This window comes from Pseudoduganella violacea (genome assembly GCF_014191875.1).
Lineage (GTDB): Bacteria > Pseudomonadota > Gammaproteobacteria > Burkholderiales > Burkholderiaceae_D > Rugamonas > Rugamonas violacea_A.
Genome location: NZ_JACHXD010000008.1, coordinates 25,335 through 45,163 on the forward strand (window position 1 = coordinate 25,335; position 19,829 = coordinate 45,163).

Consider the following 19,829-nt stretch of genomic DNA (forward strand, 5'->3'; position numbering starts at 1 on the left):
GTATGCCGTCGCCCGTATGCCGCACTGCATGCAATCATGCTGGACTTGCCACATTTACTGTGGTCAGATATGCATTACCGCAGCTCCTAGAGAGGTTGGAATGGACATCATCACCAGCGCCCTCACCGCAGCGATTGAAGACGGCGCCAGCAGCCCCGCCTACCAGATGCTCAAAGCCCGCCTCGCGGCCCAGGCGCCGGCGGTGGAGGACGCCGTCGCCACCCTGGAAGAAGACGCCGGCTCGAAGTCGCGCCAGTTCGCCCTGTCCGATGCGCTGGCCGCGGCCGGCCTGGCCGGCGACCGCTACCTGCGCGCCGCCGCGCGAAACCTGCTCGACGAGATCGACCGGCGCCGCCCGCCACCGGCCGCCGGCGGCGCTTCCGCCAACGCGGCCGTGCTCAAGGTCTGGTTCGGCACCGACCGCCAGCAAAGCGGCGACCGCCATCCGGCGCGCCAGTTCGGCAGCCAGCGCGCGCCGCTGAGCTACGGTTATTGCGAGGTCAGCGTGCCGCGCGGTCCGCGCGATCCCGATTCGCCGGCCCTGCTGCGGCTGGAACTGCGCGACGATCCCAACCACCATGTGCGCCTGCTGCAAACCGAGCTGGCCGGCCATGACCAGTTCTTCACCGCGCTGGCGGCCCAGATCGCCGCCGCGCCCGAGTCCAGCGCCCTGCTCTTCGTGCATGGCTATAAGGTCTCGTTCGAGGACGCGGCGCGGCGCAGCGCCCAACTGGCCTATGGGCTGGGCTTTCGCGGCGCGCCGCTCTTCTATAGCTGGCCCTCGCAGGGCAAGCCGGCCGGCTATCCGGCCGACGAGGCCAGCGTCGAATGGAGCCAGGCCAATCTGCAGCGCTTCCTGCTCGACTTGCTGGAGAGCTGCCAGGTCGAGCGCATCTACCTGATCGGCCATGGCCTGGGCGGACGCGCGCTGGCCGGCGCCTGCGCCGCCCTGCTGCGCGGGCGGCCCGAGCTGGCCGCGCGCCTGCACCAGATCCTGCTGGCCGCACCCGATATCGACGCCGGCCTGTTCCAGCGCGAACTGGCGCCGGCCTTCGCCGCCAGCGCCCGGCCGCTGACCCTGTACGCCTCGAGCGCCGACGCGGCCCTGGCCGCCGGCCACAAAGCGCACGCGGCGGCGCGCGCCGGCGACGCCGGTCCCGGTCTGCTGGTGCTGCCCGGCGTGGAAACCATCGACGCCAGCGGCGCCGATATCGGCTTTCTCGGCCACGCCGCCGCCGTGCCGGCGCCGGTCTTGTCCGATATGCAGGAATTGATCGGCCAGGACCGCGGCGCCGCCCAGCGCCAGGGCTTGCGGCCGGCGCAGCAGGCCGGCGGACGCTACTGGATCATGGCGGCGGAGGGCGTATGAGCAATTACGGCTCGGCATCGGACGAAGCCATCTTCTGCGTGGACAAGCTGCTGGCGCTGATGGGCGCGGACGAGCATGGCGTGGAAGGCGTGAGCAAGATCGTGCGCCGCAGCATCGGCCCGGGCGTCGATCCGCTCAACCTGGCCGGCGAGGCGATCCGCGATGCGCGCCTGACCGAGGCGTGCCGCATCCTGCATAACCAGCGCAGCGCCCTGGCGGGCCTGGGCGCCAAGCGCTTCGTGGCCGCTAGCCTGGCGCTGGAATTGGCGCTCAATGAAAGCCGTCTGATGGAAGTGCCGGTGCTGTTCGCGGCCGTCGAGGGCGAATTGAAGCTGGTGCTGGAACACGCCGGCGCGTGGCTGGACCGCCACAACGGCCGCAATGCCAGCCGTTTCTAACGAATGGTTACAATTGTTGCGACTTTCACGATTTTGTACCAAACCCAACATGCTAAGATCGCCAACACTGTTTGACTAGCATTGCCGTCACCGATCGGGACAGAGCACCCGGCAATGCCGAAGCATTTCTATTGCTGACGCCAAACTACCTGGGCAGTTCTTGACTGGAAATCACAGGTCTTTATTGATTTTTGGCAACGAACTGGTATATTGGCGCCCCCGCCCGGAACCCGCGGGGGCCGAATAAAAATAAGGTAAAAGCGGAAATGGAATTATTTAACAAGTCCGGCGCGCTCTTGGCGTCGGTACTGGTGATGGTGGGCGCCCTGATCGCCTGCCAGGCGAAAGAAGATAGCGTGCCGCCGGCCCAGGTGATCGAGGCGGCGGCGCAGGCGCTGAGCGTGCATGGCGGCGCCGCCGCCGAACGCCGCCTGCGCGAATGGGCCGAGCAAGGCTCGGCCGTGGCCCGGCGCGAACTGGGCCTGTTCTACCAGACCAAGCAGGCGCGCCGCGCCGAAGCCGTCACACTGCTGGAGCAGGCCGCCCTGGCCGGCGACTCCGAAGCGGCTTTCCAACTGGCGGAAATCTACCGCGCCGGCCAGCCCTTCAACGCCAAAGCGGCCGAGAAAGCCCATCCCTGGTATTTGCAGGCGGCGCGCCACAACCATCCCAAAGCCGCCCTGACCCTGGCGTCCCTGGCCAGCAGCGGCAAAGGCGTGGCCCGCGACGAAGAAGAGGCCGCCAAGTGGGCCGACATCGCCGCCAGCCTGAAAGCCGGCAGCACGAGCGCCGCCCATGGCTGGAGCGGCTACTGAGCCGCCACCCGCCGCGTATTGCCGGCACCATCTTGCCATAAGAGCATTGCCAGTTCATCATGGCAGCAGCGCCGCCGGGATGCCCGTCCCGGCCGCTTCCGGAGAAGCGTCCATGCCGCTGCGCCAGATCAGCTTCCACATCCTGCATGCCGAGCCGGTGCTGGCCGCCGGCCTGCACGCCCTGCTGGACGGCCAGAGCGGCCTGCGGCCGGGGCCGCTGGCCGGGGCCAATGTCCTGCTCACCGACTACGACCATGCGCTGCGCCAGGCCGGCCACGTGGCCGCGCGCATCCTGCTGCTGACCCAGCGCGACAGCGAATGCGCGCTGCGCCGCGCCCTCGACGGCGGCGTGCACGGCTATCTGCTGCAAAGCTGCAGCGCCGATGTGAAAGGCGTGCTGAGCAAGCTCGACGCCACGGCGCGCACCCACGCGGTCGTGGTGGCGGCGCAACGCGGCCTGATTGCGGTGTGCCCGCCGGACAGCCGGCCGGCGCTGGGCGGCAGCGCCGGAGCTTGAGCCGGCGCAAGGGGAGCGGGCGCGCTTGTTCTTACTCTGGGCCTAAGTCCGCTCCGGAGATTGCGCCATGTCCCGCCTTGCCCTCCCCCTTCCGCCCCGCCTGCGGCCGCTGCTGCTGGCCACCCTGCTCAGCGCGCTGACGCTCGGCGCCTGCGAGCGCCATCCCGGCAGCGCCCAGCAACTGGCGGCCGCGCGCCAAGCCCGCCAGCAAGGCGACCACCGTAGTGCCATGATCGAGCTCAAGGACTTGCTGCAGCAAAACCCGCGCCAAGCCAGCGCCCGCCTGCTGCTGGGCGAAGTCTATCTCGACACCGGCGACGCCGCGTCGGCCGAAAAAGAGCTGCGCCGCGCCCGGCAGCTGGGCCTCGCGGCAGCCGAGGTTCTGCCCGCGCTCGGCCGCGCTCTGCTGATGCAAGGCCAGTACGACCAGCTGCTGGCCGAAATCGCGCTCGATCCGGCCCAGCCCTTGAGCGCCGTGCTGCGCGGCCATGCCTTGCTGGCGCAAAAACAGCCGGAGCAGGCGGCCGCCCTGTACGCCCAGGCCTTGCGGCGCCAGCCGGATTTGCCGGAAGCCTTGCTGGGCCAGGCCCGCCTGGCGCTCTGGCGCCAGGATGCCGAGGCCGCGCTGCGTCTGGTCGAACAAGCCCTGCGCCACCATCCCGAACACCTCGAGAGCCTGCGCTTCCAGGGCGACCTGCTGCGCGACGCCGGGCGGCTGGCGGCGGCGCGCCGCAGCCATGAGCGCATTCTGGCGCTGCGCCCGCGCGACGCCCAGGCGCGCATCGATATCGCCCACCTGCAATTGCAGGCCGGCCAGCTGGAGGCGGCGCGCGCCAGCATCGCCGCCGCGCGCACCATCGCGCCCAACAGCCTGCTGGTCTTGTACGCGCAAGCCTTGCTTGACTACCGCAACGGCCAGCACAAGGCCGCGCTGGAACGCTTGCAGCAAATCCTGCGCGCCGCGCCCGAGCACCCGCCCAGCCTGCTGCTATGCGGCGCGGTGCAGGCGGCGCTGGGCGCGCCGGTGCTGGCCGAACAGCACTTGCGCAAATTCCTCGACGCCGCGCCCGGCCAGCCTTACGCGAGCAAGCTGCTGGCCAGCGTGCTGCTGATGCAGGACAAGCCGGCCGCCGTCGTCGCGCTGCTGCAGCCGCTGCAGGCCGCCACGGCGCCCGATGCTGAACTGCTGGCCCTGCTGGGCGAGGCGCGCATGCGTCTGCGCCAGTTCCGCCAGGCGGCCGAGGATTTCCGCCAGGCCAGCGAGCTGGCGCCCGCCACCCCGGCGCTGCACCTGGCGCTGGGCATCAGCCGCCTGGGCAGCGGCGACCACGCCCGCGCCATCGGCGAGCTGGAGCGGGCCGCCGCCGCGCGTCTGCCGCGCGCCGGCGTGCTGCTCGTAATGAGCCATCTGCGCGCGCGCGATTTCGATGCCGCCCTGGCCGCCGTGCAGGCGCTGGAACGCCAGGGCGCCAATCCGCTGGTGCACAATCTGCGCGGCGGGGTGCAGGTGGCCAGCCAGGACCTGGCCGGCGCGCGCCGCAGCTTCGACCAGGCGCTGGCCATGGATGCGCTGTACCAGCCGGCCCTCGACAACCTGGCCCAGCTCGACCTGCTCGAAGGCAAGCCGGCTCAGGCGCGCCAGCGCTATCTGGCCGCGCTGGCGCGCCAGCGCAACAGCCTGGCACTGCAGCTGGCGCTGGCCCAGCTCGCCGTCCGGCGCGGGCAGCGCGCCGAGGCCCTCGACTGGGCCGCGCAAGCCTATCGCGACCATCCCGAAACGCCGGCGCCGGCCCTGTTGCTGGCCCGCCTGCGCCTGGCCGGCGGCGAAGTCGAGAAAGCGCTCAACCTGGCGCAAAAGCTGCAGGCGGCCCAGGGCGGCAATGCCGATGCCTTGAGCCTGCTGGCCGAGGCGCAGAATGCCGCCCGGCAGCCGGCGGCCGCACTGGAGAGCCTGAGCCAGCTGGCCCGGTTACAGCCGGCCTCGGCCCTGGTGCAGGTGCAAGTGGCGCGCCAGCACCTGCTGCTGCGCCAGCTCGACGCGGCCTTGCTGGCCGTGCGCAAGGCCCTGAGCCTGCAGGCGCAGCAGCCCGAGGCGCTGACCCTGGCCGTGGCCCTGCTGCTGGACAAACAAGCCTATGCCGAGGCGCTCAAGCTGGCGCGCCAGGCACAGCAGGCCGAGCCGGCGCAACCCATCGGCTACAAGCTCGAGGGCGATATCCTGCTGAGCCAGCAGCAGGCCGGCGCCGCCCTGCCCCTGTATGGCAAGGCCCACGCCCTGGCCCCGTCCGGTCCGCTGGCCATTGCCCTGCACCGCGCGCGGCTGGCCGCCGGCCGGCGCGCCGAAGCGGCGCAGCAGATGCAAGCCTGGTTGCGCCAGCACGAGCGCGACGCGCCCACCCGCTTGTATTACGCCAGCAGCCTGATGCAGGAACAGGATTACCGCGCCGCCGCCGCCCAGCTGGAGCGGCTGGCGGCCGCCGACGGCCACAATGTGATCGTCCTCAACGACCTGGCCTGGGCGTACCAGCAACTCGGCGATGCGCGCGCGCTGGACCTGGCCGAGCGCGCCTACCGGCTGACGCCGGACAATCCGGCCGTGGCCGATACGCTGGGCTGGATTTTGCAACAGCGCGGCCAGACCGCGCGCGCGCTCGCCCTGCTCAAGCGGGCCGTCGAGCAGGCGCCGACCTCGACCGACATCCGTTACCACCTGGTGCAAAGCCTGGCCCAGGCCGGCGACCGCGCGGCGCTGCGCCGCCATGCCGAACAATTGCTGGCCAGCCGCGACTTCCCCCAGCGCGAGCAAGTGCGCGCCTTGCTGGCCCAGCCCTGAGCGCGGCGTCGGCAGCCCTTACAGTCGCCGCGCCCGGCAGGATGGCCGCGCCGGCGCCTCCAGGCACAGCGCCCCCTGGCACGGGATTTGCTCACCGCTAGCAGGAGACATCGACCGGGAGCCCGACATGAATACGCAAGCCCAACTCTGCACCCTGCTGCTGGCCCTGCCCTGCTGGGCGCCACTGCCCGCTGCCGCCCAGCCGCTGGCGCCCTTCCTGCTCCACCATAGCGGGCCGGCCGAATTGAAATACACCGGTTACCTGGCGCGCAGCAGTGACCGCAGCGCGCCGGACCAGATGCAGGAAGCGTTTTTCGGCGCCGGCTAACTGGGTTGCAGGGAGTCGACGCGGATCTGGCTGGCTTCGCGCTCGAAGAACTGGGCCGCATCCGTCACCTGCACGCCGCCCAGGGCGCATTCCAGCAATTCGCGCACCGGATAGGCGCCGTTGCGGCGGTCGATAACGGAAACAATCACCTCATCGGCCTCGTACGCCCGCGCCAGCGTCAGCAGGGGCTGGCCGCTGGGCAGCACGCTGCCGGCCGGCACGCAGGAATTTTCGCCCGGCACCGGCACGCAGCCGATCACATGAAACTGGCGCAAGCCTTGGGGAGCGGCCGCCAGTTGCAGGCATTCCAGCGCCAGCATGCCGTCGCCCACCAGGATCACGCGCGACGACAACAGGCGCGACTGGCGCGAGCCGAACAGCAGCATACGCGTCAGCAGCACGCCGCCGGCGCCCAACAGGAAGGCCAGCCAGGCCGCGTCGCCCGCCGCCCCTTTCAGACCGGAACGCAGGGCGGCGGCCGGCGACAGCAGCACCAGCCAGCGATGCAGCAGATAGGCCAGCACCAGCGCCGGCAGCAGGCGCGCCAGCAGCGCTTTCGCATCCTCGCAGCGCTGCTGGCCATACATGCCCAGCGCCGCCATGCAGGCCGCCACCGGCGCCACAAAGAGCGCCGCCGCCAGATACATCTGGCCCGGCCGCCGCTCCGGCAGCCAGACCAGGGACACCAGCACCGCCGCCGTCAGTAGCGCCAGCACCTCCAGCAACAGCAGGATGATGCCCGCGCGGGACACATAATGATTGAAGATCCTGACCATGGCCCGACTCCTTTGCCGCCGGATGACGGCTCAGCCATGATGCCGGACGCCCCGCCGAGCAGCCTTGCGCCGCCACAAGCAAACACCAGAGCCAGATCAAAGCCGCCGCGAAAAGCCGAGCGGCCAGCAGGGCCAAATATGACGCGGGCATGACAAATGGTCTATAGTCATGCTTCTTGACAGAAAAATTCGAATCGCCATGAAATTTGATGTAGCCATCGTGGGCAGCGGCCTGGCCGGCCTGTCGGTCGCCCTGCACCTCGCCGAAACACGTAAAGTCGCCATCATTTCCAAACGCGCCCTGCTGGACGGCGCCAGCAACTGGGCCCAGGGCGGCATCGCCGCCGTGCTCGACTCAGGCGACAGCCATGACCAGCATATCGCCGATACCCTGGTGGCCGGCGGCGGCCTATGCGACGAAGGCGCCACCCGCTTCATCGTCGAAAACGGCCGCAGCGCCATCGAGTGGCTGATCGCCCAAGGCGTCCCTTTCACCCGCGACGACAGTGCGGAGCTGGGTTTCCACCTGACGCGCGAGGGCGGCCATAGCCAGCGCCGCATCATCCACGCCGCCGACGCCACCGGCCACGCGGTCCAGGTGACGCTGGAAGAAAAAGTGCGCGCCCACCCGAATATCAGCCTGTTCGAGCACCACTGCGCGATCGACCTGATCACCTCGGACAAGCTGGGGCCGCGTCCCGGCCACTCCCAGCCCAAATGCCATGGCCTGTACGTGCAGGATACGAAGACCGGCCAGGTGCTGACCTTCGCCGCCGAACACACGGTGATGGCCACCGGCGGCGCCGGCAAGGTCTATCTGTACACCACCAATCCCGACACCGCCAGCGGCGACGGCATCGCCATGGCCTGGCGCGCCGGCTGCCGCGTGTCGAATATGGAATTCATCCAGTTCCATCCAACCTGCCTGTACCACCCCTATGCCAAGTCCTTCCTGATCACGGAAGCGATCCGCGGCGAAGGCGGCCTGCTCAAGCTGCCGCCGGAAGCCGGCGCCGCCGCCGGCCAGCGCTTCATGCTGGCCCACGACGAGCGCGCCGAACTGGCCCCGCGCGACGTGGTGGCGCGCGCCATCGACTTCGAGATCAAAAAGCGCGGCCTGGATTACGTCCACCTGGATATCAGCCACAAGCCCGCCGCATTCCTGATCGAGCATTTCCCGACGATTTATGCGCGCTGCCTGGAACTGGGCATCGACATCACCAAGGAACCGATCCCCATCGTGCCGGCCGCGCATTACACCTGCGGCGGCGTGGTGACCGACCTGCTTGGCCGCACCGACCTGCACGGCCTGTATGCCGTGGGCGAAACCGCCTGCACCGGCCTGCACGGCGCGAACCGCCTGGCCAGCAATTCCCTGCTCGAATGCGTGGTGGTCGGCCGCGCCTGCGCCGACGACATCCTGTCCAAGGAAAAAGTCGACGCGCCCTATCTGCCGGATTGGGACGAAAGCCGGGTCAGCGACGCCGACGAGGAAGTGGTCATCGCCCACAACTGGGACGAGCTGCGCCGCTTCATGTGGAATTACGTGGGCATCGTGCGCACCACCAAGCGCCTGGAGCGCGCCCAGCACCGCATCGCGCTGCTGAAAGAGGAAATCGACGAGTACTACCGCAACTTCCGCATCACGCATGATTTGCTGGAGTTGCGCAACCTGGTCGATGTAGCCTCGATGATCGTCAACAGCGCCTTGCAGCGCCGCGAAAGCCGGGGCCTGCACTTCAGCCGCGACTATCCGGACACCCTGCCCAAGGCTCTGCCTAGTGTCCTGACGCCTTCGCGCCGCCGCAACTAAGGCGCGTCATCAAGGCACGCTGACGTCGAAGCGCTGTCCCAGGCGCTTCAACTCCCCGCTTTCGACCAGGCCCGTAAAAGCCTGGTCGAACTCGCGCCGCAAAGCCTCATGCAGCTGGCGCTTGGGGAAGGCGAAATAGCCGTCCTGCACCTGGATCACATGGGCCAGTGGCGCCATCTGCCCCGTCAAACCCAGTTTCGCCAATACCGGCTCGGTATTGCGCCGGTTGCTGGCAAACAGGGCCACATGCTGCGCTTCCACCATTTTCACCCCGCTTTCCACGCTGTTCGCCACGCTCACCTTGAGCATGGGGCGGGCCTGCTCGAACTGCTCGCCATAGGCCCAGCCATTCATGATGACGATGCGGTGGTCGGCCAAGGTGGCAAAATCGCCATGCCAGACGATGCCGGAAGTATTCAGCGCATAGAACACCATCTGGTCCTGATAGAAGGGGCGGCGCGAAAACGCCATGCGTTGCACGCGCTCGAAGGATTTGTAGGGGCCGACCAGGATGTCGGCCTTGCCTTGGGACAGGATGGCCTGGGCGCGCGCCCAGGGATAGATTTCGAAGCGCACCGTGTGGCCCAGCTGAGTGGCCAGGATACGCACGATTTCGGGACCGAGGCCGGTAAAACCGCCTTCCGGCGTGCGCTCGAAGACGCGTTCGAAATGCGCGCCGACCACCAGCAGCTCGCGCGCCCCGGCCGGGCCGCTAAGCAGCAGCAAGACCAGCGCCAGCAGCAGCACAGCTGCGATATGGAAGAGATGACGAAACCGCTTGCCGCGCATGGTGCCCTCCACCGTTATGCGCCTCATGATACCATTTTCGCATGAGCCAATCGCCCCCCGCCCCAGCCCCGCGCAGCGTGCTGCGCACCGCCACCGAAGCCGATATCCCGCGCATGGAGGCGCTGATTACCCGCTCCGGCATAGGCTTGAGCAAGGGTTTTTACAGCGACGAGCAGGCGGCGGCCGTCACCCACCATGTCTTCGGCGTGGACAGCCAGCTGGTGGCCGATGGCACTTACTTTATTATTGAACGCGAGGGCGAGGCGGTGGCCTGCGGCGGCTGGAGCAAGCGCGCCACCCTGTTCGGCGGCGACCGCACCAAGAGCGGCCCCGATCCCCTGCTCGATCCGGCCACGCAGCCGGGACGCATCCGCGCCTTCTTTGTCGATCCGGCGGTGCCGCGCCAAGGCCTGGGCAGCATGCTGATGCGCCATTGCGAAGCCGAGGCGGTGGCGCAGGGTTTCCAGGCGCTGGAACTGGCCGCCACCATGCCGGGCGTGCCGCTGTACCTGGCCAGCGGCTTCGAAGTGACGGAAGATTTCGAACTGAGCCTGCCGGGCGGGATTCAGCTGCCGCTCTCGCGCATGCGCAAGCGGATCGCCTGAACCCCTCCGGACGGCTTAAGGAGGCGCCTAGCGGCTGTTGAAGCCCTTGCCTTCGGCGGCCAGCTTGACCAGCAGCGGGGCCGGCGTCCAGGCTTCGCCGTGGTAGCCCTTGGCCAGCTTCTCGATGGTCGCCAGCACATTCGGCAGACCGACCGTATCGGCATAGAACATCGGGCCGCCGCGGTGCAGCGGGAAGCCGTAGCCGGTCAGGTAGACCATATCGATGTCCGAAGCGCGCAAGGCGATGCCCTCTTCCAGGATCAGGGCCGCTTCGTTCACCAACGCGTAGACCAGGCGCTGCACGATCTCCTCGTCGCTGATGGCGCGGCGCTGCACGCCGATATCGGCCGAGTGGCGCGCGATCATGGCGTTGACTTCCTCGTTCGGATAGGCCTTGCGGTCGCCCGGCTTGTAGTCGTACCAGCCGCCGCCCGTCTTCTGGCCGAAACGGCCTATCTCGCACAGCAGGTCGGCCGTTTTCGAATAGCTGATCTCCGGCTTCTCGACATAGCGGCGCTTGCGAATAGCCCAGCCGATGTCGTTGCCGGCCAAATCGCCCATACGGAACGGTCCCATGGCGAAACCGAACTTCTCAACCGCCTTGTCAACCTGCTCCGGCAGGCAGCCTTCCTCCAGCAAGAAGCCGGCCTGGCGGCTGTACTGCTCGATCATGCGGTTGCCGATAAAGCCATCGCAAACGCCCGAGACCACGCCGGTCTTCTTGAGTTTTTTGGACAGCGCCAGCGCCGTCGCCAGCACATCCTTGCCGGTCTGCTTGCCGCGCACGATCTCCAGCAACTTCATGACATTGGCGGGGCTGAAGAAGTGGGTGCCGATCACGTCCTGCGGACGCCGCGTGAAGGCGGCAATCCGGTCCACGTCCAGCGTCGAGGTATTGCTGGCCAGGATGGCGCCCGGCTTCATCACCTCATCGAGTTTGCGGAACACGGTCTCCTTCACGCCCAACTCCTCGAACACGGCCTCGATCACGATATCGGCGTCGGCAATCTCCTCATACGCCAGCGTGCCGCCGACCAGGGCCAGGCGCTGGTCCATCTTTTCCTGGGTCAGCTTGCCCTTCTTCAGCGTGCTCTCGTAGTTCTTGCGGATGGTGGCCAAGCCCTTGTCCAGCGCCTCCTGCTTCGTCTCCAGCAGGGTGACGGGGATGCCGGCGTTGGCGAAGTTCATGGCGATGCCGCCGCCCATGGTGCCGGCGCCGATGATGGCCGCCTTGCGGATGTCGCGTATCGGCGTGTCGGACGGCACGTCCGGTACCTTACTGGCCTCGCGCTCGGCGAAGAAGGCGTGGCGCAGCGATTTCGATTCCGATGTCTGGATCAGGTGCATGAAACGCTCGCGCTCGAACTTCAGGCCATCCTCGAATTTCATGGTGACGGCGGCGGCCACGGTTTCCACGCATTCCAGCGGCGCCGGGAACGGTCCGGCCACGGTTTTTACGGTATTGCGCGTGAACTGCAGGAAGGCTTCGTGGTTGGGGTAATCCACCTTGCGCTCGCGCACCTTGGGCAGCGGACGCACATCGGCGATCTTCTCGGCAAAGGCGACGGCCGCCTCGATCAGATTGGTCCCGGCCGGGAAGACTGCATCGAACAGCGCGCTGTCCGCCAGTTTTTCCGACGGCACGGGATTGCCCGAGACGATCATATTCAGCGCCCGCTCCAGGCCCAGCACGCGCGGCAGGCGCTGGGTGCCGCCGGCGCCCGGCAGCAAGCCCAGTTTCACTTCCGGCAAGGCGATCTGGGCGCCGGGCAAGGCCACGCGGTAATTGCATCCCAAGGACAGTTCCAGGCCGCCGCCCATGCACACGCTATGGATGGCCGCCACCACCGGCTTGACCGAGTCTTCCGCCGTGCGGATCAGGGTGTGCAGGGTGGGTTCGGTCAGCGCCTTGGGCGAATTGAATTCCTTGATGTCGGCGCCGCCGGAAAAGGCCTTGCCGGCGCCGGTGATGACAATGGCCTTCACGGCCGGATCTTCCTGGGCCTGGCGCAGACCGGCGACGGCGGCGGTGCGCGTCACCAGGCCCATGCCGTTGACCGGCGGGTTGTTCAGTGTAATCACAGCAACAGAACCGTGGACTGCGTAGTCGGCACTCATGTCTCTTCCTTATTGTGGTGTGAACTGGTGAATTCCGGAAGCCTACTATACCCCACAAAAGAACGATCGTTTTCTTTTTTTGGCGTGCGTAGAATAGCTACCGAAAGTATGACTTTTCATAGAGAAGCCATGGATTTAGTTTAATGAATTTTCAATGAAAGATGATTATCTCAGATAATCAGTTTTCAACACTTCCATGTATTAATTTTTGTTTCTCAAATGGAATATCACTTTCAAATTGATATCCAATCTAAGTCTTTGATTGTGCTGAATTTTTTAAACATTTCTATTCCATCTAGATTATTTTCACACGGCATCAAAAAATATTCAGAAAATACTTGCCACACGGCATTTCATGACATAAGATTCCATCCAGCAACTAACTGACAAGGGCAAACCAGGCGAAAGCCTGGGACGCAAAGTCATCGGTCTAAGGGGCTTCGGCTCTATGACGGCAGGACTGCCAGACTTAGTACATCGTACACACGATAGGTGTTGGTATACCTGCGTGGCGTCTCCAATCTGTCCCTCATCGGGCAGGCGGCAGTCCTTACTTTTTCAGAACTTTGGAAATATAGGACTCGCTACCATGAAATTCATCACCACCTCGGCCTTCTCCGCAGCAATCGCAACCGCCCTGGCAACCCTGGCCGCACCCGCCTTCGCAGCTAACGATAACGCGGAATTTGCCCGTGGCCGCCTCCTGGTAGAAGCCCGCGCCGGCCTGACCGCCACCGAATTCGAAACCATGCTCAAGCCGCACGGCGGCAAGCGCCGCAAGCTGGGCCAGAGCAATCTGCACGTCGTCGAACTGCCAGCCAACGCCAATGAACAAGCCGTGCTGGCCCAGCTGAAAAAGCACCCCGGCGTGAAATTCGCTGAGCTGGACAAGCGCGTCAAAGTCAGCATGGCCGTCAATGACCCCTACATGGGCAGCGAATGGCACCAGGCCAAGATCAACGCCCCGGCCGCCTGGGACGCTTCGCAGGGCGCCGGCGTGGTCATCGCCATCCTGGACTCCGGCGTGAACGGCGCCCACCCCGACCTGGCCCCGAATCTGGTCGCCGGCTACAACATCTACGGCAGCAACACCGACACCTCCGACGTCTGCGGCCACGGCACCCCGGTGGCGGGCAGCGCCGCCGCCGCCACCAACAACGGCGCCGGTGTGGCTGGCGTGGCCGGCCAGGCCAAGATCATGCCGGTACGTATCGCCTACCTCGATACCGCCACCAACAGCTGCTACGCCTACTACAGCACCATCGCCAGCGGCATCACCTGGGCCGCCGACCACGGCGCCCGCATCGCTAACGTCAGCTTCGACGGCGCGGCAGGCAGCTCGGCCATCCAGAGCGCATCGCAGTATATGAAGAACAAGGGCGGCCTGGTCTTCATCGCCGCCGGCAACAACAACCGCGACGAGGGCTTCGCCGCCAGCACCAGCCTGATCGCCGTGTCGGCCACCGACAGCAGCGACGCGCGCTCCAGCTTCTCCAGCTACGGCAACTTCGTTTCGCTGGCCGCGCCTGGCTCCTATATCTACACCACCAACAACAGCCTCGGCTACAGCGCCTGGAATGGCACCTCCTTTGCCAGTCCGATCGCCGCCGGCGTGGCCGCCCTGATGATGGCCGCCAACCCGGCCCTCGACAGCGGCAAGATCGAAAGCCTGCTGTTCTCCACCGCCGCCGACCTGGGCGCCGCCGGCCGCGACCCGATCTTCGGCTACGGCCGCGTGGACGCCGGCGCCGCCGTGCAAGCCGCCAAGAACTATGCGCCGCCAGCCGATACCGTGGCGCCAACCGTTGCCCTGGCCGCGCCGCTGGCCAACAGCACCGTCTCCGGCACCGTGACCGTCACCACCAGCAGCAGCGACAACGTCGGCGTCACCCGCGTCGACCTGAAAGTGAACGGCACCGTGGTTGCCACCGATACCGCCGGCCCCTTCTCCTTCGCCTGGGATTCCAACGGCGTCGTGAACGGCATGGCGCAACTGGTTGCCGTAGCATATGACGCGGCCGGCAATGCCGCCTCCTCCACCCCGATTTCGGTCAACGTGGCCAACGGCGTGCCCGCTCCGGCGATAGACACCACGCCACCGACCGTCGCCATCACCAACCCGACTTCCGGCGCGGTCAGCGGCACCGTCAACGTGGGCATCAGCGCGGCCGACAACAATGGTGCGGCCGGCATCTCGCTGACCCTGTACATCGATGGCGCAAAGAAAGCTTCCGGCACCGGCAGCAGCCTGGGTTACAGCTGGAACACCCGCAAGGAAAGCAGTGGCGCGCATACCATCCAGATCGTGGCCAAGGATGCGGCCGGCAACACGACCAGCACCAGCGTGCAAGTTACCCGCTGATCACCGCCCACTCTAAAAACCGGGCAATTGCCCGGTTTTTTATTTGTTCCGGATTAATGCTGCTTAATACTATTAAATTCAACTATTACATTGATAGTTGCTGCGCATAATTGACGTAAGTCATTGATTTAGCTCAGCCTTATGCTTTGCTAGAATGCACCCACCAACTTTGCATACTCAGCAGTTCAACAAGCTGATAAAGGCAAACCGCGCGAAAGCGCGGGACGCAAAGTCAACGGTCTAAGGGGCGAACACTCCCCCATGACGGCAGGACTGCCAGACTCTGAGCGCCAGCGATGGTGCGTGTCTTCAATCGCTCATGCAGATGGGCGGCCGGCAGTCCTCTTTTCGGTATTTTTTGAAAACTGGACTACTCCATGAAGAAGCGCACGACTATTTTTCTGCAAGACAAAACCTTCCTGTCCGCCTCCCTCCTCGTGGCGGCAGCCGCCCTGGCAGCCGTCACGCCGCCCGCGCACGGCGCCAAACCGCAGCATGTCCAGCAGGACGACGATCTGGCCGACAGCGAATACGCCCATGGCCGCATCCTGGTCGAGCCGCGCGAAGGCGTGAGCGAGGCCGGGTTCGACGAGGCCATCCGTCCACACAAGGGCAAGCGCCGCAAGATGGGGCAAAGCAATATCCACATGATCGACCTGCCGCCTGGTTCGGAAAAGGCCGCGCTCGCCAAGCTGCGCAAGGATCCGCAATTCAAATACGTGGAGCTGGACCGTCGCGTCAAGCTCAGCGCCACCACGAACGACCCTTACCTGGGCAGCGAATGGCATATCGGCAAGATCGGCGCGCCTGCCGCCTGGGATCTGGCCCAAGGCGCCGGCGTGACCATCGCCATCCTCGACAGCGGCATTTACAGCGCCCATCCGGATCTGGCGCCGCGCCTGGTGGCCGGCTGGAATGTCGACGGCAATAATGCCGACACCAGCGATGTCTGCGGCCACGGTACGGCCGTGGCCGGCGTCGCCGCCGCGGCCATGGACAATGGCGCCGGCGTGGCTGGTGTGGCGGGCAACGCCAAAATCATGCCGGTGCGCATTGCCTTCAAGGATGCCTCCGGCTCCTGCTACGCTTACTACTCGACCATGGCCAGTGGCGTGACTTACGCCGCCGACCACGGCGCGCGCGTGGTGAACCTGAGCTACGACAGCGCTCCCGCCAGCGCGGCCGTCCAGAGCGCGGCCAATTACCTGAAGAGCAAGGGCGGCCTGCTGTTCGTCGCGGCCGGCAATAACAACCGCGATGAGGGCTACGCGCCGACCAGCAGCATGATCGCGGTGTCGGCCACCGACAGCGCCGACGCCCGCTCCAGCTTCTCCAGCTATGGCAGCTTCGTTTCGCTGTCGGCGCCCGGCTCCTATATTTACACCACCAATATGAGCGGCGGCTACAGCGCCTGGAACGGCACCTCCTTCGCCAGCCCGGTCGCGGCCGGCGTGGCGGCGCTGATGATGTCCGCCAATCCCGCCCTGGACGGCGCCAAGATCGAAAGCCTGCTGTACTCGACCGCCGTCGACCTCGGCACGCCGGGCCGCGATATCTATTTCGGCAACGGCCGCGTGAACGCCGCCGCCGCCGTGGCCGCCGCCCGCAACGCCAGCGCCACCGTGAGCAAGGACACCAGCGCGCCCACCGTCGCCATCGCCTCGCCCTCGGCCAGCAGCTCGGTCACGGGCACAGTGAGCGTGGGTGTCAATGCCGCCGATAACGTCGGCGTGGCGCGGGTCGACCTGAAGGTCAACAATACTGTGGTGGCCAGCGACAGCAGCGCCCCTTACGCCTTCTCCTGGGATTCGAAAGGCGTGGCGAACGGCATGGCCGCCCTGGTCGCCGTGGCTTACGATGCGGCGGGCAATGTGGCTTCTTCCACCCCTGTGTCGGTCAACGTCGCCAACAGCACCACGGTCGTGAGCGCCGACACGCAAGCGCCGACAGTGAAGATCACCAATCCGGTATCGGGCAGGGTCAGCGGCAACGTCAATGTGAAGGTGAGCGCTGCCGACAATAGTGGCGCCGCCGGCATTGCGCTGGCGCTGTATATCGACGGCCAGCTCAAAGCCACCGGCAGCGGCAGCAGCCTGTCCTATGCCTGGAAAACGGGCGGCCTGAGCGCCGGCCAGCACACGCTCCAGAGCATCGCAACGGATAAGGCCGGCAACCGTTCCAGCAGTTCCGTGCAAGTGACGAAGTAATCTGCCTGCAAAAAAAATCAGCCCCGCATGTGCGGGGCTGATTCTTTTGAGAAGAGGGAGCGGCCTTCACTCCGTCTTCGAACCTAGGTGCAGCTTGCGGCCCAGACCGAGGGACAGCAGGCCAAGGCCGACCAGCAGCAAGCTGCCCGGTTCCGGCACCTCGCCCCCCGAACCGCCGCCGCCTCCACCGCCACCACCACCGGTGCTGCCGCTGCCGGCGACCCAGACGCTGCTCGAATAGCCCTGCACATGCACGGCGCTAATATAACTGCCGTCATCGGAATTCTGCGGCACGGACAGGAAATTGAAGGAATTGGCAGTCAAACCGGTGCCGGTAATGGTGTACTTCGAAGTGTTGCCGCGCGCTAGCTCACCGGGGTTGGCTTGGGGGAAGGCGAACCAGATATCATAGTCGCCACCGGTACCGTCCGCCTTGCAGCAGTTCGGGAAGCCATTCGGGTTTTTGTCGAGTGTGATCGAGTCGGCCGCCACGAAGCCCGCCACCGGCGTAAAAGTCGGCGCGTCGGCCAGATTCATGATGGTCGGATCAAGATTGAAATACCAGTCGCTGACATAGGCGCCAACAAGCAGGTTGGTCAACACGTTCATGGTGAGCGTGACGCTCCCCGTACCGCCGCCATCGTCGAAAACGGCGCGGGCGAAAACGGCGTTCGGATCTACCGGGTCGCTAGGTGGCGTACCAGAGAATGCGCCTTTCATGGCGAAATCTATGGTCAGCACGGTCGCTTGCGATACTGGGGTGATGCCTGCCAATAGGGCCAGCGCCAAGCCGCTTGCCAAGACAGTCTTTTTCAGGTTTTTCATATTTCCCTCCGCTCGTGAATTGCAGGCTGGAAGTGTGCATATCCCATGCCAGCGGAGGGAATGTGAGAAAAATCAATAACTTGCATTGAGCAAGCTTAAATAATGGCTTGCGGATGTAAAGTTTCCCGACAGGATGCGCTTATGTTGTCGGGGTTTCTGACGTTGCCAGCTGGTAATTGCGGAATTGCTCGCGCAGCTTGTTCTTCTGGATCTTGCCCGTGCCGCCCACCGGCAGCGCCTCGGCAAAGACCACGTCGTCCGGCAACCACCATTTGGCGACCTTGCCGTCGTAAAACTGCAGCAAGTCCTCGCGGCTCACGCTTTGCCCTGGTTTACAGACCACGACCAGCAAGGGACGTTCATCCCATTTCGGATGGCGCACGCCGATGCAGGCCGCCTGCGACACCGCCGGATGCGACATCGCAATATTTTCCAGGTCGATGGTGCCGATCCACTCGCCGCCGGACTTGATCACATCCTTGCTGCGGTCGGTGATCTGCATATAGCCGTCGGCGTCGATGGTGGCCACGTCGCCGGTGGGGAACCAGCCATCCTCCAACACCTGGCCGCCCTCGTCCTTGAAATAGGAATGGATGATCCACGGCCCGCGCACCTGCAAATGGCCGTAGCTGCTGCCATCCCAAGGCAAGAGCTTGCCCTCGTCGTCGACGATGCGCATATCGACGCCGAAGATGGCATGGCCCTGTTTCAGCAGCACCTTGCGCTGCTCGGCGCGCGGCAGTTCCAAATGGCGCGCCAGCAGGCCGCCCGCCGTGCCCAGCGGCGACATCTCGGTCATGCCCCACGCATGGATCACCTCCACGTCCAGCTCGTCGATCAGGGTATTCATCAGCGTCGGCGAACAGGCCGCGCCGCCGATCACGGTGCGGCGGAAGGTCGAGAACTTCAAGCCATGCTGCAGCACATAGTTGACCAGGCCCAGCCAGACCGTCGGCACGCCCGCCGAGAAGCTGACTTTTTCGCTTTCGAACAATTCGTACAGCGATTTGCCGTCCAGCGCGCAGCCGGGAAAGACCAGCTTGGCGCCCGACAGCGGCACCGAGTACGGCAAGCCCCAGGCGTTCACATGGAACATCGGCACCACCGGCAGCACGGTGTCGCGCGAGGACACGTTGAGCGCGTTCGGCACGGCCGAACCGTAGGCGTGCAGCACGGTCGAGCGGTGCGAATACAGCGCGCCTTTCGGATTACCGGTGGTGCCCGAGGTGTAGCACAGCGAGGCGGCCGCGTTCTCATCGAATTTGGGCCAGGCGAAATCGTCGGAATGGGTGGCGATCAGCGCCTCGTAGCTCATCAGCTCTGGAATCTTCGTCTCGGCCGGCAGGTGCTCCGGGCCGGCCAGCAGGATATAGCCTTTGACGCCCTTGCAATGCGGCGCCACCGCTTCCACCAGGGGCAGCAGGTTGAGGTCGAACAGCAGGTACTGGTCTTCGGCGTGGTTGATGATGTAGGCCAGCTGGTCCGGATGCAGGCGCGGATTGATCGTGTGCAGCACGGCGCCCGAGCCGGACACGGCGTAATACGCTTCCAGGTGGCGGTAACCGTTCCAGGCCAGGGTCGCCACCCGCTCGCCCATGCGCACGCCCAGCCAGTGCAGGGCATTGGCCAGGCGGCAGGCGCGCTGGCGGCACTCGCGGTATGTGTAGCGGTGAAGATCGCCCTCAACCCGGCGCGAAACGATTTCGCTGGCGCCGTAATGGCGGGCGGCGAATTCGATAATGCTGGAGATGAGCAGCGGCTCATCCATCATTTGCCCCATCAGGGGGCTGGAAGGCAAGGCTGGCATGCGGGCTCCTGTGTGCTGGATTTGTTTTTTTCATAACGAGTGTCGGTTGCGGCGCGGGCCGCCGTCAACCGATTTCCATGCTGCAATGCAGTATAGAAAGGGCGGCTTTTGTCAGCAGATGTAAAGCCCCTCTTGCAATCCGGGGCGGCCGCAATAAAATCGCTTCTATGCGTTAAAATCCGCGCTTTACCAGCCCTTACCGATCGGAACTGCCATTTTCTCCCTGCCTCTGGACAATTCCTTCGCCAGCCTGCCGCCGGCCTTCTA

15 protein-coding genes and 2 riboswitches are annotated in these 19,829 nt (G+C 65.6%); of the genes, 10 read left to right on the forward strand and 5 right to left on the reverse strand.

The genetic code is table 11. From position 1 onward, the window contains the following. Positions 1 to 100 precede the first annotated feature (100 nt). The 6 genes from FHS03_RS14935 to FHS03_RS14960 all read left to right on the forward strand — a co-directional run bounded on the left by FHS03_RS14935 (position 101) and on the right by FHS03_RS14960 (position 6,260). On the forward strand, positions 101 to 1,369 hold the full coding sequence (locus FHS03_RS14935; protein ID WP_229426230.1) for an alpha/beta hydrolase: 1,269 nt from the start codon (positions 101 to 103) through the stop codon (positions 1,367 to 1,369). Beyond that, the gene (locus tag FHS03_RS14940; RefSeq protein ID WP_183441757.1) at positions 1,366 to 1,767 is read left to right on the forward strand and encodes an Hpt domain-containing protein; all 402 of its coding nucleotides are present in this window, start codon (positions 1,366 to 1,368) and stop codon (positions 1,765 to 1,767) included. Before FHS03_RS14935 ends, FHS03_RS14940 begins: the two co-directional genes overlap by 4 nt. A gap of 266 nt (positions 1,768 to 2,033) precedes the next feature. Next, a complete protein-coding gene (locus FHS03_RS14945) occupies positions 2,034 to 2,582 on the forward strand; it encodes a tetratricopeptide repeat protein (RefSeq protein WP_183441758.1) in 549 nt (182 codons plus the stop codon). 112 nt (positions 2,583 to 2,694) lie between these two features. Next, the gene (locus FHS03_RS14950) at positions 2,695 to 3,099 is read left to right on the forward strand and encodes a response regulator (RefSeq protein WP_183441759.1); all 405 of its coding nucleotides are present in this window, start codon (positions 2,695 to 2,697) and stop codon (positions 3,097 to 3,099) included. 67 nt (positions 3,100 to 3,166) lie between these two features. Then, positions 3,167 to 5,932, forward strand: a complete 2,766-nt coding sequence (gene prsT, locus FHS03_RS14955) for an XrtA/PEP-CTERM system TPR-repeat protein PrsT (protein WP_183441760.1) — start codon at positions 3,167 to 3,169, stop codon at positions 5,930 to 5,932. A 127-nt stretch (positions 5,933 to 6,059) separates the two neighbouring features. Beyond that, positions 6,060 to 6,260, forward strand: coding sequence for a hypothetical protein (locus FHS03_RS14960; RefSeq protein ID WP_183441761.1), 201 nt, complete (start codon positions 6,060 to 6,062; stop codon positions 6,258 to 6,260). Here the strand turns inward: FHS03_RS14960 and FHS03_RS14965 are convergent. Next, positions 6,257 to 7,036 (reverse strand): nucleoside-diphosphate sugar epimerase/dehydratase, encoded by a 780-nt coding sequence (locus tag FHS03_RS14965; protein WP_183441762.1) that lies wholly within the window; start codon positions 7,034 to 7,036, stop codon positions 6,257 to 6,259. The two genes, FHS03_RS14960 and FHS03_RS14965, sit on opposite strands and share 4 nt — an antisense overlap. 199 nt (positions 7,037 to 7,235) lie before the next feature. On the opposite strand from FHS03_RS14965, the gene nadB reads away from it, so the two are divergent. After that, positions 7,236 to 8,849, forward strand: coding sequence for an L-aspartate oxidase (gene nadB, locus FHS03_RS14970; protein WP_183441763.1), 1,614 nt, complete (start codon positions 7,236 to 7,238; stop codon positions 8,847 to 8,849). 9 nt (positions 8,850 to 8,858) lie between these two features. Here the strand turns inward: nadB and FHS03_RS14975 are convergent, their stop codons facing one another. Continuing rightward, entirely contained in the window at positions 8,859 to 9,665 is an 807-nt protein-coding gene (locus FHS03_RS14975; RefSeq protein WP_229426231.1) for a substrate-binding periplasmic protein, read from the reverse strand. Between the two features lie 14 nt (positions 9,666 to 9,679). On the opposite strand from FHS03_RS14975, the gene FHS03_RS14980 reads away from it, so the two are divergent. After that, the gene (locus FHS03_RS14980; protein WP_183441764.1) at positions 9,680 to 10,243 is read left to right on the forward strand and encodes a GNAT family N-acetyltransferase; all 564 of its coding nucleotides are present in this window, start codon (positions 9,680 to 9,682) and stop codon (positions 10,241 to 10,243) included. Positions 10,244 to 10,270: 27 nt separating this feature from the next. On the opposite strand, the gene FHS03_RS14985 is transcribed toward FHS03_RS14980, so the two are convergent. Further along, complete coding sequence (locus tag FHS03_RS14985) at positions 10,271 to 12,361, reverse strand: 3-hydroxyacyl-CoA dehydrogenase NAD-binding domain-containing protein (RefSeq protein WP_183441765.1); 2,091 nt, start codon at positions 12,359 to 12,361, stop codon at positions 10,271 to 10,273. 381 nt (positions 12,362 to 12,742) lie between these two features. Then, a riboswitch (cyclic di-GMP riboswitch) is annotated at positions 12,743 to 12,829 on the forward strand. A 121-nt stretch (positions 12,830 to 12,950) separates the two neighbouring features. On the opposite strand from FHS03_RS14985, the gene FHS03_RS14990 reads away from it, so the two are divergent. Both FHS03_RS14990 and FHS03_RS14995 read left to right on the forward strand, forming a co-directional pair. Beyond that, the gene (locus FHS03_RS14990; RefSeq protein WP_183441766.1) at positions 12,951 to 14,723 is read left to right on the forward strand and encodes a S8 family serine peptidase; all 1,773 of its coding nucleotides are present in this window, start codon (positions 12,951 to 12,953) and stop codon (positions 14,721 to 14,723) included. A gap of 191 nt (positions 14,724 to 14,914) precedes the next feature. Beyond that, positions 14,915 to 15,004, forward strand: a riboswitch (cyclic di-GMP riboswitch). 96 nt (positions 15,005 to 15,100) lie between these two features. Continuing rightward, positions 15,101 to 16,930 carry a S8 family serine peptidase gene (locus FHS03_RS14995; protein ID WP_183441767.1) on the forward strand — a complete coding sequence of 610 codons (1,830 nt, stop codon included), beginning with the start codon at positions 15,101 to 15,103 and terminating at the stop codon, positions 16,928 to 16,930. A 66-nt stretch (positions 16,931 to 16,996) separates the two neighbouring features. On the opposite strand, the gene FHS03_RS15000 is transcribed toward FHS03_RS14995, so the two are convergent. Beyond that, complete coding sequence (locus FHS03_RS15000) at positions 16,997 to 17,755, reverse strand: PEP-CTERM sorting domain-containing protein (RefSeq protein WP_183441768.1); 759 nt, start codon at positions 17,753 to 17,755, stop codon at positions 16,997 to 16,999. Positions 17,756 to 17,894: 139 nt separating this feature from the next. Further along, entirely contained in the window at positions 17,895 to 19,562 is a 1,668-nt protein-coding gene (locus FHS03_RS15005) for a 3-(methylthio)propionyl-CoA ligase (protein ID WP_307729547.1), read from the reverse strand. Between the last annotated feature and the right edge of the window lie 267 nt (positions 19,563 to 19,829).

Excerpts from the sequence above, each read along its gene's own strand:
- FHS03_RS14935 (WP_229426230.1), top strand. The coding sequence starts at position 101 with ATGGACATCATCACCAGCGCCCTCACCGCAGCGATTGAAGACGGCGCC.
- FHS03_RS14940 (WP_183441757.1), top strand. The coding sequence starts at position 1,366 with ATGAGCAATTACGGCTCGGCATCGGACGAAGCCATCTTCTGCGTGGAC.
- FHS03_RS14945 (WP_183441758.1), top strand. The coding sequence starts at position 2,034 with ATGGAATTATTTAACAAGTCCGGCGCGCTCTTGGCGTCGGTACTGGTG.
- FHS03_RS14950 (WP_183441759.1), top strand. The coding sequence starts at position 2,695 with ATGCCGCTGCGCCAGATCAGCTTCCACATCCTGCATGCCGAGCCGGTG.
- prsT (WP_183441760.1), top strand. The coding sequence starts at position 3,167 with ATGTCCCGCCTTGCCCTCCCCCTTCCGCCCCGCCTGCGGCCGCTGCTG.
- FHS03_RS14960 (WP_183441761.1), top strand. The coding sequence starts at position 6,060 with ATGAATACGCAAGCCCAACTCTGCACCCTGCTGCTGGCCCTGCCCTGC.
- FHS03_RS14965 (WP_183441762.1), bottom strand. The coding sequence starts at position 7,036 with ATGGTCAGGATCTTCAATCATTATGTGTCCCGCGCGGGCATCATCCTG.
- nadB (WP_183441763.1), top strand. The coding sequence starts at position 7,236 with ATGAAATTTGATGTAGCCATCGTGGGCAGCGGCCTGGCCGGCCTGTCG.
- FHS03_RS14975 (WP_229426231.1), bottom strand. The coding sequence starts at position 9,665 with ATGAGGCGCATAACGGTGGAGGGCACCATGCGCGGCAAGCGGTTTCGT.
- FHS03_RS14980 (WP_183441764.1), top strand. The coding sequence starts at position 9,680 with ATGAGCCAATCGCCCCCCGCCCCAGCCCCGCGCAGCGTGCTGCGCACC.
- FHS03_RS14985 (WP_183441765.1), bottom strand. The coding sequence starts at position 12,361 with ATGAGTGCCGACTACGCAGTCCACGGTTCTGTTGCTGTGATTACACTG.
- FHS03_RS14990 (WP_183441766.1), top strand. The coding sequence starts at position 12,951 with ATGAAATTCATCACCACCTCGGCCTTCTCCGCAGCAATCGCAACCGCC.
- FHS03_RS14995 (WP_183441767.1), top strand. The coding sequence starts at position 15,101 with ATGAAGAAGCGCACGACTATTTTTCTGCAAGACAAAACCTTCCTGTCC.
- FHS03_RS15000 (WP_183441768.1), bottom strand. The coding sequence starts at position 17,755 with ATGAAAAACCTGAAAAAGACTGTCTTGGCAAGCGGCTTGGCGCTGGCC.
- FHS03_RS15005 (WP_307729547.1), bottom strand. The coding sequence starts at position 19,562 with ATGCCAGCCTTGCCTTCCAGCCCCCTGATGGGGCAAATGATGGATGAG.